Source organism: Micromonospora sp. NBC_00330, from assembly GCF_036136635.1.
Classification (GTDB): Bacteria; Actinomycetota; Actinomycetes; order Mycobacteriales; family Micromonosporaceae; genus Micromonospora; species Micromonospora salmantinae.
In genome coordinates, this window is the sequence record NZ_CP108012.1 from 1,752,998 (window position 1) to 1,763,667 (window position 10,670).

At 68.7% G+C, this 10,670-nt stretch carries 14 protein-coding genes; 4 read left to right on the forward strand and 10 right to left on the reverse strand.

The genetic code is table 11. The features are described 5' to 3' along the window. Positions 1 to 94 precede the first annotated feature (94 nt). The 5 genes from OG598_RS07630 to OG598_RS07650 form a co-directional block, all read right to left on the reverse strand. The gene (locus OG598_RS07630) at positions 95 to 430 is read right to left on the reverse strand and encodes a nucleotide pyrophosphohydrolase (protein WP_328653729.1); all 336 of its coding nucleotides are present in this window, start codon (positions 428 to 430) and stop codon (positions 95 to 97) included. A gap of 74 nt (positions 431 to 504) precedes the next feature. Continuing rightward, positions 505 to 936: a hypothetical protein gene (locus OG598_RS07635; RefSeq protein ID WP_328653730.1), complete on the reverse strand. Its 432-nt coding sequence runs from the start codon at positions 934 to 936 to the stop codon at positions 505 to 507. A 279-nt stretch (positions 937 to 1,215) separates the two neighbouring features. Next, positions 1,216 to 1,719: a hypothetical protein gene (locus tag OG598_RS07640; protein ID WP_328653731.1), complete on the reverse strand. Its 504-nt coding sequence runs from the start codon at positions 1,717 to 1,719 to the stop codon at positions 1,216 to 1,218. A 272-nt stretch (positions 1,720 to 1,991) separates the two neighbouring features. Continuing rightward, entirely contained in the window at positions 1,992 to 2,195 is a 204-nt protein-coding gene (locus OG598_RS07645; RefSeq protein ID WP_328653732.1) for a DUF397 domain-containing protein, read from the reverse strand. Next, positions 2,188 to 3,057: a DUF5753 domain-containing protein gene (locus OG598_RS07650; protein WP_328653733.1), complete on the reverse strand. Its 870-nt coding sequence runs from the start codon at positions 3,055 to 3,057 to the stop codon at positions 2,188 to 2,190. Before OG598_RS07650 ends, OG598_RS07645 begins: the two co-directional genes overlap by 8 nt. A 33-nt stretch (positions 3,058 to 3,090) precedes the next feature. On the opposite strand from OG598_RS07650, the gene OG598_RS07655 reads away from it, so the two are divergent. Both OG598_RS07655 and OG598_RS07660 read left to right on the forward strand, forming a co-directional pair. Then, positions 3,091 to 3,393, forward strand: coding sequence for a DivIVA domain-containing protein (locus tag OG598_RS07655; RefSeq protein WP_328653734.1), 303 nt, complete (start codon positions 3,091 to 3,093; stop codon positions 3,391 to 3,393). Then, a complete protein-coding gene (locus tag OG598_RS07660; protein WP_327035646.1) occupies positions 3,390 to 3,641 on the forward strand; it encodes a hypothetical protein in 252 nt (83 codons plus the stop codon). The genes OG598_RS07655 and OG598_RS07660 overlap by 4 nt, the downstream gene beginning before the upstream one ends. A 64-nt stretch (positions 3,642 to 3,705) precedes the next feature. Here the strand turns inward: OG598_RS07660 and OG598_RS07665 are convergent, their stop codons facing one another. Genes OG598_RS07665 through OG598_RS07680 form a run of 4 tightly spaced genes read right to left on the reverse strand, consistent with a single transcriptional unit; the run spans position 3,706 to position 5,926 of the window. Then, positions 3,706 to 3,903: a DUF4926 domain-containing protein gene (locus tag OG598_RS07665; RefSeq protein WP_328653735.1), complete on the reverse strand. Its 198-nt coding sequence runs from the start codon at positions 3,901 to 3,903 to the stop codon at positions 3,706 to 3,708. A 1-nt stretch (position 3,904) separates the two neighbouring features. Beyond that, positions 3,905 to 5,065 (reverse strand): WXG100 family type VII secretion target, encoded by a 1,161-nt coding sequence (locus OG598_RS07670; protein ID WP_328653736.1) that lies wholly within the window; start codon positions 5,063 to 5,065, stop codon positions 3,905 to 3,907. Continuing rightward, positions 5,062 to 5,382: a type VII secretion target gene (locus tag OG598_RS07675; RefSeq protein ID WP_328653737.1), complete on the reverse strand. Its 321-nt coding sequence runs from the start codon at positions 5,380 to 5,382 to the stop codon at positions 5,062 to 5,064. The genes OG598_RS07670 and OG598_RS07675 overlap by 4 nt, the downstream gene beginning before the upstream one ends. After that, a complete protein-coding gene (locus OG598_RS07680) occupies positions 5,369 to 5,926 on the reverse strand; it encodes a YbaB/EbfC family DNA-binding protein (protein WP_328653738.1) in 558 nt (185 codons plus the stop codon). Before OG598_RS07680 ends, OG598_RS07675 begins: the two co-directional genes overlap by 14 nt. A 351-nt stretch (positions 5,927 to 6,277) precedes the next feature. Between OG598_RS07680 and OG598_RS07685 the strand changes: the two genes are divergently transcribed. Beyond that, a complete protein-coding gene (locus OG598_RS07685; protein ID WP_328653739.1) occupies positions 6,278 to 8,212 on the forward strand; it encodes a Na+/H+ antiporter NhaA in 1,935 nt (644 codons plus the stop codon). A 378-nt stretch (positions 8,213 to 8,590) separates the two neighbouring features. Here OG598_RS07685 and OG598_RS07690 read toward each other — a convergent pair whose 3' ends face one another. After that, positions 8,591 to 9,991 (reverse strand): MFS transporter, encoded by a 1,401-nt coding sequence (locus OG598_RS07690; protein ID WP_328653740.1) that lies wholly within the window; start codon positions 9,989 to 9,991, stop codon positions 8,591 to 8,593. 67 nt (positions 9,992 to 10,058) lie between these two features. On the opposite strand from OG598_RS07690, the gene OG598_RS07695 reads away from it, so the two are divergent. Next, on the forward strand, positions 10,059 to 10,670 hold the full coding sequence (locus tag OG598_RS07695) for a TetR/AcrR family transcriptional regulator (protein ID WP_328653741.1): 612 nt from the start codon (positions 10,059 to 10,061) through the stop codon (positions 10,668 to 10,670).

Sequence of the window (10,670 nt, forward strand, 5' to 3'; positions counted from 1 at the left end):
GTCCGGCAACCGCCGAAAGCCCGTCGTAACGCGCTTCTACGTGATGGACTGTAGCGAAGAGATCAACTGAGCGCCATGTCGACGCCGCCTGCGGTTACCGCTTCGCCGCCGAGCCGCGAGCCTGCTCAATTGGGTAGCGGCGAGCCGAATCCTCGAGCTTGGTCAGAGCCGTCTCCACCAGGTCGACGCCGAGCACGTCGGCGAGCCGAGTCAGATAGATCATGACGTCGCCGATCTCGGCCCTCACCCGACCACCCGCGTCCGGGTCAGACATGACCGCCGCAGACTGCTCCGGCGTGAGCCACTGGAACTCGGCAATCAGCTCACCGACTTCACCAGCGAGCGCCATGGCCAGGTTCTTGGGCGTGTGGAACTGTTGCCAGTCCCGTTCCTCCGCGAATGCCCGTACGCGGGCCGTCAGGTCGTCCATGGCGTGGAGCATCGCAGACCCGCGCACCAGCAGTGTCTTTGAAATCACGCACGGCCACGAGGGCGCATGCGAGCTCAGTACGAGTGCGTGATCGCGGCGTGGGTGGCGGCGACAACGCTGGTGTTGTGTCGCTCGACGCCACGGGCTGCAAGCAGGGGTCCTAGGACCAGGTATGCGATCCAAGTCAGGGGCATTGTCACGATGCCGACGAAAATGAAGAGAAGGAAGAAATTGATCCAGAAGAGCCCCCAGAAGGACAGCATCAGAATCACGCCGTAGGCCGTTCGGCCTGCATACAGGTTGCCCACACCGAAGATGCCGAAGAGGCCCAGGATCAGCTCAAGGGCGACGGCAGCACCGGCAGACTTCTGAGGTACGAGCACCGCCTGGGGTCCGACGTACACCGGCTGCGTCGGGATCGAAGTGGGATGTTGCTGAGCAACCGGAACTGGTAGGCGCTCGGTCGGCGCCAGTTGCCACTGTTGATAGGGATCGGGATGAGTCACTGCACGAGTCTCGCGTGAGAACAGTCGACGAGTCACCCGCCGTTTGGCCCCTGCATCGGACTGCAAGTGCGGCCCCGACGTCCGTGTGGCCACGAGGCCAAACGCCTTCGGCGGGCCAGCTGTTGCTGCGGGCACCGCCGGCGAAGGCGTACCAAGCAGTCGCCACGCCCACCCCGGTACTGAGGCACCGCACGAGCGAATGCGCCAGCTCGACGCGAGGTAGCCCAAAATGCTGAGTGAAATCGCCGTACGGGAGGAATTGCTAGGTGCGGCCACTGGTCACAGCGAGACGATGACCGGCTGTATCTGGACGTTCTTGGTCAGCTGCTGCGGGGAGGGGACGGGTGTGCTGATATTGACAGAAGTGTTGTAGCCGTAGATGACGACCCCGTCGAGGTGGTTCGCGCCCGGCCAGTTCGACTCCAAACGGACCGCCATTTGAGTGGGGAAGTTGGTCACCTCTTCGGCGCACGACCGGATCAGGACGACGCTCGGGGTGGCGGTCAGGTGGGTGGCCAGCATTCTGGCCAGCTTCTTGTAGGTCCAGCCCCAGTCTTTGGCACCGGCCTCGGCGTCACCGATCTCCTCGTCGTTGCCGTGCGCGCGGATGCACAGCGGCTCGCCCGCCTGCACCCCGGCCAGATAGGTGGCCAACTGTCGATCCGCCTCGGCCTGCGTGAGCCCGGCGTCGATGGGCAGGAGGGCACCCCAGGCAGCCGCTCCCGAATCGGGCCCTGCGGACTGGCCTCGGGTATTCGGATCCTGCGTCGCCACGATGAACATAAAATTCTCCTTCGGGGTAGCCGCGTGTTTCAGAAGAACCGCCGAAGGCAGATTAGCGCGGTGGTCTAGGAATGGTCCTGTCAGCTATCCGGCTCAAATGGACTCTGTCGTTGGTCGGACAATTATTGACCGCTGCTAATAGGCGGACTCGGTTGACGTCAGTCATCGACGTGCAACTCCCAGACGCGCAATTGGCATGCGGTCGATGTCGGCTGACGCCGCGCCGACCGCATGAGTCAGGCCGCTGAACTCGTGCCAAGGCGAAGCGGACCTCAGCTGACCCGTCCTCCACGTTTGGCAGCCGAGATGAAGTCGGTCCAGGCCCGGGCGGTGAAGGTAAGAAGCGGTCCGGTGGAATCTTTCGAGTCGCGGACGGCGACAGTGCCAGGGAGGTTGGTGGCGACCTCGACGCAGTTGCCACCGTTGTCGCCGCTGCGGGTGCTCTTGCGCCAGACGGCGCCGGTCAGGTCAGTCATGCCGCATCTCCCCGACGATTCGCTTGATCATGTCCCTTGAGTCTGCCTGACCGAGGGCGAGCGCATCCAGACCCTTCCAGACGTCTTCATAGGCCCGAAGCTCGTCTGGCTTGTCGAGGTAGAGCGCCCCGGTCAGCGACTCGCTGTAGACGACCGACGGTTCCGGTGCGGCTCGCCCGCCCTTCGTGGCCGGGAAGTCCAAGAGCACGAAGGATCCTGCGACCGCACCGGGATGTGGCCCTGCCGCGAGCGGCACAATACGAACCGACACGTTGGGCAGCTCCGATGCCTCGAGCAGGCGAGAGAGCTGCTCACTCATCACGGTCGGGCCGCCGACGACACGGCGTAGCACCGCTTCAGAGAGAACGGCATCCAGGTGCGGCGGCTGTGGAAGCCGACGAGTGAGCAGGATCTGACGCTGCAGCCGCACCTCAACCGCCCGCTCGCGCTCCTCAATGCTCAACCGGCTCGTGGGTCGGAAAAGACCGAGTGCATAGGCACGGGTCTGAAGCAGTCCGGGGATCAAGTTTTCGCCATACTCGCGAAGGTGAGAGGCTGCCGATTCCAGGCCCACGTACAGTTCAAACCAGTTCGGCACCGCATCGCCGTACGCGTGCCACCAGCCCTTCGACTTCGTCTCCACGGCCAGCCCGCGCATCGCCTCGGTCATCTCGGGCGACACCCCGTACAGCTCGCACATCGCCTTGACGTCGAGCACCCGGACCGATCCCTGGCCGCATTCGAGGCGCCAGATCTTCTGCCGGCTGTATTCGAGGGCGTTTCCGCTGCGGACTGTCGCAGGCTGGTCACAGCGCGGCGGCCGTCCGGTCCCCCCGAACGGCCGCCGGGCTTCCCCGAACACCCCTCGCCCCTCCGATCAGGAAGGCAGGCAGACATGAACGCCAGAAACCAGCGACCGGAACCGCCGAGCGGCGGTGGGACCTACCGCTCCGCCCTGTACACCAGTCTGTTGCCGTGGCAGGTGCGCGAGCGCCGTTTCGCGCCGGTCGATTTCGGACGTCGCGGTCTGAACCCCGACGACGTGTATGCCTTCCTCGACCGGGTCGCCGTCGACACGGCCGCCGTCTACGCCGCTCTCGCCGAGAGTCGCCGTGAGACCGCCCGGATCAAGGCCGGGCTGCGTCGCTGGCAGACCGATCAGGCCCCCGCCCGCAACGAGCGGGACCAGGACCGATGAGCCAGCGGTACGTCATCCACCTGCCCGTGGTCGCCACCGACCTGCCCGCCGCGCAACGCCTAGCCCGGGTCATCGGCCGTTGGATGCTGGTGCTGCCGATGACCGATCCGGGGGAGACCACCGTCTCCGAAGAGGACCATCAGCTCGTCCGGCACCGGGCCTTCTGCGACCTGCGGATGGCAGGCGGCCGGCGCTGCCTGCTCCGCGACGGCCACGACGGTGCCTGCTCCCGCCGCCTACGCCGCTGACCCGGCGTCTCCGGACTGGTGAAGCATTATCGCGATCTGCGACGGTACGTGACGCACCGATCAACTACTCGCCTCGGTGTACTACCTGGTCGGCCCGGAGCGTGACCATTGCGGTGGTGCGGCCATCGGCGTCGGCGAACTCGACCTCGTACGCAGGCGGGGGGCCGTTGAAGACATGAACGACCGTTCCTACTGCCCCGGCAGGCAGTTGTTCTCCCGGAACGGCTTCCCGGAGCTCAACCACGTCGTACAGCTCCAACATGTCACCCTTCCTTGGGCGGAAACGAGATGGTCACCATCCGAGGTGAAGAGAATCCATTCTCCAGTATCCAGGCTGTGCGGACGGTGACCGTGCCACCCGGCCCGGTCAGGGGTAGGTCGACGTTCCACCGCTGGCCGAACTCGTCGGCCTTGCCCAGCAAAGGCGTGCCAGCGACGACGCCTTCGCGGATCTGCTGCATGATCACGTCGGCGTCGTCCGGCCCGAGGCCGGTGGTGGAGTTAATGACGCGGTACTTGTTCTTGCCGACAGGGTGGTCCGGGTTCATGGCGTAGGCGGTGATCTTCCTTGCGTCGATCTCGGCCTTGGTGAAGTCCGGTCGGCTGGAATCGCCTGGAATTTTCGTCGGCTCGGGGCCGTCGGGCTTCTGTGGGGCGGGTGGCTGCTTCTGGAGTCGCCCCAGCGCTTGCTTGAGTTTCTCGATGAGGTCGCCGAGCCGGCGCATCTCCGGAATCAGCCGTCGCAGGCTGGCCAGCAGCCCGCGCAACAACCGCGCGATCCGCGCCCCCCACGACGCCACCAGCGTCGTGACCTGCTCCACGACCAGCGGCGCGGCCAGCCCGCCGGTGATGAGGAGTTCGCCCGCGTACACGATGATGCGGGACACGCAGGTGGCGATGGCGTCGCGGACCAGGAGTCGGACGGCGGCCACCAGGCCGGCGGCGCCCTCGGTGATCGCGGCCATGGTGTCGGCACCCTGGGCGAGGCCGGTGATGGCCTGTTGCTGTTCGTTGGCCCAGGCCCGGTAGGCGGGGCCGGCACTGCCGCCCCAAGCTGCGACGTCGGTGCGGACGGCGCGAGCCAGTTCGGCGGCGTCGTCGCGGAGCGATACGGCGACGTTGCGCCAGGTCTGCGCGTGTGCGGTGATCTGCGCGGGGTCGCCGGCGAGCCAGTCCAGCGCTTCGCTGAGCGGCTTGACGTGTTCGATGAGCCAGGCGATCCCGTACTGGAGGAGGGCGCCGACCGGGTCGGAGACGAAGGCGAGGGCGTCCAGGCCGGCGCTCACGACGCCGAGGCTGCCGTCGATCCAACTACCGGTGCGGACGCCCTGCGCGATGAGTTCGATGTCCTCGCAGATCCACACGCCCGCCCAGGCGCTGGGCGGGGTGTCCGCAGCGGCGGCGACGAGCGGGTTCGACGTCACCTGTGCCGCCGCACCCCGTCGAGTAGTTGCTTGGCGCGGGCGTCGGAGCCTCGGTAGCGGTCCGCGCCGACCCGCAGCTTGCCAGCAGTGTCCCGTACCGACGCGGCGGCAGCGCCGATGCCGTCGACCAGGGTCCGCTGCAGGCCGTCGAGCAGCACCGGCATCATCGCGCAGAGCTGCCCGTAGGCGTCGGCGCCCAACCGGACGTGTTGGCCAGCGTGCTGGGCGGTGTCGAGGCTGCTGGCACAGCGATCGAGGCGTGCGGCGTGGGCGGTCAGGTCGTCCGGGTCGACCTGGATGCCGTCACCGGCGGGCATCGTTCGATCTCTGGCCGGGGAAAAGCCGGCTACGGTACGAGTCGATGATGGCCTGGGCGCTCGCGTCGTCGCCAAATGACTCCGTGGCTGCGTCGCTGACCTGTCGGAACAGGTCGGAGCGCGCGGCAGCGGTGGTGTCCAGGATCTGCCGAGCGGTGTGCGCAGCGGGTTGTTGTCGGATGCGCTCGTCGAGCCGTAGGTCGATCAGCAGGCCAGTCGAGTCGACTGTGACGTCGACAGTCCGGTCGGCGTTGTGAGCGGTGCCGGTCAGATCCCGCATCGTCGCCGACAGAGTCTTGGCTCGCTCCGCCCGCTCGGCGAGCGACGTTTCCCACTCGTCGAGCCGGCGCTCCGCCGCGTCGAGCGCAGCGTCGTCCGCCCACACGTCGACCCTCCCCAGGGGACCACTGCCGGCGGCAACCGGCGACATCACCGGCACGCTACCAACCGGTGGCGCTGCGTGCATGCCCACAAAGTGAATGCCAACAAACTTTGCGCTAGGCCGAGCGGGCGGTGCGTCAACCCGTGCCGCCTCGCCGATCATGGAGTTGTGGTGGGGAACAAAGCGCTCGTTACACCGCCAAACCGGGCACCACAACTCCATGATCGACCGAGTCAGCCGCGATCTTGCACATACTGTCGCGACTAATGACGCATAGCCCCGCATATCGACGACCGAAACTGCAAGATCGACGCAGGGGGGCGAGGCGTGCTTATGACCCGCACGGCGATCGTCAGCAAGGTGACCAACCTCTGGCCGACCCGCGAGGACCGGCGTCGGATCGTCGCCCCGCCCCTCTGAGGCACCGGCCTCGGCGCCGCGCTCGGTGTCCTACTGGCGCGGAGGAGTAGCAATCCGAACCACGTGACGGTCCGGTCGACGAAGATTGTCCCCGTGACGAGCGACAACACGCAGCGGGGGTGGTCCGCCCGAACCATCTGGGACAGGCGGTTCGACGCCCCGCTGCGCTCGTTCCTGCGTACCGAGACCGGCGGCGCGCGGGTGGTGCTGATCGCCGCGGTGGTGGCCCTGGTCTGGGCCAACCTGCACGTGTCGTCGTACGAGTCGGTCTGGGAGACCTCATTCTCGATCCAGCTCGGGGACTGGCGCGTGTCACACGACGTGCGTTTCTGGGTCAACAGCGGCCTGATGACGTTCTTCTTCCTGGTCGCGGGGCTGGAGTTGCGCCGCGAGTTCGACATCGGCGAGTTGCGGGAGCGGCGTCGCCTGGCGTTGCCGATGCTGGCCGGGGTCGGCGGCATGCTGGTGCCGATCGCGATCTACCTCGCCATCAACGCCGGGCACACCACGGCGGCGGGCTGGGGCGCGGTGATGGCCACCGACACGGCGCTCGCGCTCGGGGCGCTGGCAGTCTTCGGGCCACGCTTCTCGGAACGGCTGCGGGGTTTCCTGCTGACCGTCGCCGTCGTCGACGATGTGGTGGCGATCGCGGTGCTGGCCATCGCGTACCCGCATCACCCCTCGCTGACGGCGCTGATCGTCGCGGCGGCGATCTTCGGCGTGGTGCTGCTCGTCCGGGGCTGCGGGGTGCGGTTCGGGCCGGTCTACGCGCTGCTCGGGGTGGCGGCCTGGCTCGCCGTCTCGATGTCCGGTGTCGACCCGGTAGCTGTGGGTCTGGTGATGGGGTTGCTGACCTACGCCTACGCTCCCGGCCGAGGCGACCTGCAGCGGGCCAGCGACCAGTTCCGCCTCTTCCGGGAACAGCCCACCCCGCAGCTCGCCCGGATGGCCCGGGCCGGGCTCACCTCGGCGCTGTCGCCCAACGAGCGGTTGCAGACGCTCTACCACCCGTTGGCGAGCTACGTGGTGGTGCCGCTCTTCGCGCTGGCAAACGCCGGCATCGTCATCGACGGTGACCTGCTGGCCAGGGCCGTTACCTCTCCGGTCACGATCGGGGTCGTTGTCGCGTACGTCGTCGGCAAGCCGGCCGGGATCGTGGCCACCGCGTGGTTGGTGACCCGGCTCAGCGGCAACCGGTTCCGGCCGCCCGTCGGTTGGGTTGCCGTCGCGGGGGTCGGCACGATCTCCGGCATCGGGTTCACCGTCGCGCTCCTGATCGCCACTCATGCCCTGAGCGGCCCGGCCCTGGACGAGGCGAAGTTCGGCATCCTCGTGGCGACGCTCGGCGCGTCACTCGTCACCTGGCTGGTGTTCCGCTCCGTCGGACGGCTCTCGCCGGCGCGGCGGACCCGTGCGCTGCTGGGCGTCACCGAGGGGATCGTCGACCTGATGCTGCCTGTCGACGCGGATCGCGACCACATGCGGGGGCCGCTTGAGGCGCCGGTGACGGTGGTGGAGTACGGCGACTTCGAGTGCCCCTACTGCGGGCAGGCCGAGCCGGTGGTCCGAGAGCTGTTGGCGGACTTCGCCAACGTCCGGTACGTCTGGCGGCACCTGCCGCTCACCGACGTCCACCCGCATGCCCAACTCGCCGCCGAGGCCGCCGAGGCGGCGGGGGAGCAGGGCGCGTTCTGGGAGATGCACGACCTGCTGCTCGCCCACCAGGACGCTCTCAACCCCACCGACGTGCTCGGTTACGCCGAACAGCTCGGCCTGGACCTCGACGGGTTCCGGGAGCACATGGTGAAGCGGATGGGCGTGGACCGGATCGCCGAGGACGTCGACTCGGCCGACCTCAGCGGCGTCACCGGCACACCGACCTTCTTCATCAACGGCCGGCGGCACCACGGCGCGTACGACATCGCCGCGCTCTCGGCGGCGGTGAAGTCGGCGTTCGCGAGCGCGAAGCTCCGCCCCGAGTACCACCCTCGGGACCCCGGCCGCCGCGAGACCGGGCCGGCGAGCTGACCGACGAGTACCGCGGTGCTCGCGGCGTCGCTGGATCAACGGGGTCCGCCGCCGTGGCCTCCGATCCGCCGCCGCGTCGCGGGGCGCGGAGGTGTTGGTCGGCTCCTTTGGAGCTGAATCGTTTGCGGCATCACCGACGGGGGCGCTGCCGACTGCGGGCTTCCAGCCGGGCGGGGGAAGCGGCGGGCCTTCGGTCTGATTCGTTTGCGGCATCAGTTCCAAAGGCAGCGCGCCAACCTCTACGGCCCTGCAGCCCAGGGCCCCGAGACCGGGCCGGCGAGCTGACCGTGCGGTCGCCAGCGGGCCAGGTGGTCGACGGACGCCCCGGCACCGCCATTCGCCCGCTGCCCTCGCGGTCCGGGGCGCCGCGAGCGACGGTCAGGTGGTGGGGAGAGCGGCCAGCCGGGCGGCGCGGCGGCCCGCGACGGCCACGACGACGGCGAGGGCCAGGGCGATCAGGAAGAAGACGTCCGCGCCGGTGAAGGCCGCGTGGAAACCCGCCGTCGGGTCGGTGGCGGAGCTGGCACGGGTGTACGCGATGGTGAGGATCGCGATGCCGAGTGAGCCGCCGAGTTGATGGGCGACGTTGACGAGGCCGGACGCGGCGCCGGCGTCCTGCGGTTCGACTCCGGCGACGCCGCCCTGGGTCATCAGGATGATGGCGAGGCCCTGGCCGATTCCGATCACCAGCAGGGGCAGCAGCACGTCCGGGAAGTAGCTGGAGCCGGTCGAGATGCGCGACAGCCACGCCATGCCGACGAGCGCGAGAACGAGGGACGCCACCAGCAGGAGGGGTCGGCCGAGCCGGTTCTGCATGGGTCGGATGGCGTACACCATGGCGAAGAACATGCCGGTGATGGGCACGTACGCGAAGCCGGTCTGGAGGGCGCTGAGGTGCAGCACCTCCTGGAGGTACTGGCTGAGGAAGTAGAAGGTGGAGAAGGTCGCGCCGACGATGAGGATCCGCCCGGCGTACGCCCCGGAGCGCTCCAGGCTGCGGAAGAGTCGCAGCGGGGTGATGGGCTGTGGTGCCCGGTGTTCGATCAGCACGAAGGCGGTCAGGAGGACGGCGCCGAGGCTCAACGAGACAACGGTGCCCGGTGCGCTCCAGCCGGCGGCTGCGGCCTGGATGAAGCCGTACACCAGGGCCGTCATGCCGCCGGTGGAGGTCAGCGCCCCGCCGAGGTCGAACGTGCCGGAGCGGCGTTCGGTCTCGACCAGGAACCGTGGTGCGAGCAGCGCGATGGCGATGCCGATCGGCACGTTGACGAGCATTCCCCAGCGCCAGGAGAGCAGGTCGGTGAAGACGCCGCCGATGACGATGCCGACGCTGCCGCCGGCGCCGATGACCGCGCTGTAGAGGGCGATCACTCTGGCTCGGGCCCCCGGTTGGGGGTGGTCGGCGACCAGCAGCGCGAGCGTGGAGGGCACCGCGAGCGCGGCGGCGAGGCCCTGCACGACGCGGGCGGTGATCAGCCAGCTTCCGCTCGGGGCGATGCCGGCGGCGAGGGACGCCGCGGTGAACAGGGCGATCCCGGCGAGGAAGACGCGGCGGCGCCCGAGCAGGTCACCGGCTCGGGCGCCGAGCAGGAGCAGGCCGCCGAACGCCAGGACGTAGGCATTCTGCACCCAGGAGAGCCCGGACTGGGAGAAGCCGAACTGCCGCTGCACGTGCGGTAGTGCGGTCGTGATGATCGAGGTGTCCAGCGTCATCATCAGCTGCGAGCCGAGGATGAGCGCCAGGGCGATCCCGCGACGGGAAGCGGGAGTCGGGGACATGGTCCGCCTTCTTTCGGCCTAGACTGATAGAAGACCTCCGAATAAGTGGAGGCGCACTATCACTCTAGTGATAGCCAGCCTCCGGTTGCCAGCGCTGGGAGACATCGGCATCGTGACGGCCCTCACCCACCTGCGCGTGGCTCGCCCGCACCGGGCCGACGCCGCCCGCAACTACGACGCGATCCTGGCGGCTGCCCGGGTCGCCTTCGCCGAGCAGGGCGCGGAGGCTCCGCTGGAGGAGATCGCCCGCCGCGCCGGGGTGGGCATCGCGACGCTCTACCGCAACTTCCCGACCCGGGAGGTGCTGATCGAGAACGTCTACGTCACCGAGGTCGAGGCGGTGTGCGCGACGGCCGGGGAGGCCGAGAATCTCGCCCCCCGCGACGGCCTGTACGCGTGGCTGCGGCGCTTCGTGGAGTACATCGGGGCGAAGCAACCGCTGGCCGCCGGCCTGAACCGGGAGTCCACCGCCTACCTGGAGTGCCGGCGGGCGCTCTACGCCGCCGGTGGGCCGCTGCTGGAGCGGGCCCAGCGGGCGCGCGAGGTGCGCGCCGACGTGACGATCGACGACGTCATGCGCCTGGCCAGCGCCATCGCCTCCGGGCACTTTCCCCGCGCCGACCAGCGCGATCACGTCCTCGCTGTCGCCCTGGACGGGCTGAGCGCGCAGGCGGAGTGA

Bases quoted from the DNA above. Each gene is read 5' to 3' on its own strand.
- OG598_RS07655 (WP_328653734.1), top strand. From the start codon at position 3,091: ATGAACGCCAGAAACCAGCGACCGGAACCGCCGAGCGGCGGTGGGACC.
- OG598_RS07645 (WP_328653732.1), bottom strand. From the start codon at position 2,195: ATGACTGACCTGACCGGCGCCGTCTGGCGCAAGAGCACCCGCAGCGGC.
- OG598_RS07675 (WP_328653737.1), bottom strand. From the start codon at position 5,382: ATGCCCGCCGGTGACGGCATCCAGGTCGACCCGGACGACCTGACCGCC.
- OG598_RS07680 (WP_328653738.1), bottom strand. From the start codon at position 5,926: ATGATCGGCGAGGCGGCACGGGTTGACGCACCGCCCGCTCGGCCTAGC.
- OG598_RS07630 (WP_328653729.1), bottom strand. From the start codon at position 430: ATGGACGACCTGACGGCCCGCGTACGGGCATTCGCGGAGGAACGGGAC.
- OG598_RS07660 (WP_327035646.1), top strand. From the start codon at position 3,390: ATGAGCCAGCGGTACGTCATCCACCTGCCCGTGGTCGCCACCGACCTG.
- OG598_RS07640 (WP_328653731.1), bottom strand. From the start codon at position 1,719: ATGTTCATCGTGGCGACGCAGGATCCGAATACCCGAGGCCAGTCCGCA.
- OG598_RS07665 (WP_328653735.1), bottom strand. From the start codon at position 3,903: ATGTTGGAGCTGTACGACGTGGTTGAGCTCCGGGAAGCCGTTCCGGGA.
- OG598_RS07690 (WP_328653740.1), bottom strand. From the start codon at position 9,991: ATGTCCCCGACTCCCGCTTCCCGTCGCGGGATCGCCCTGGCGCTCATC.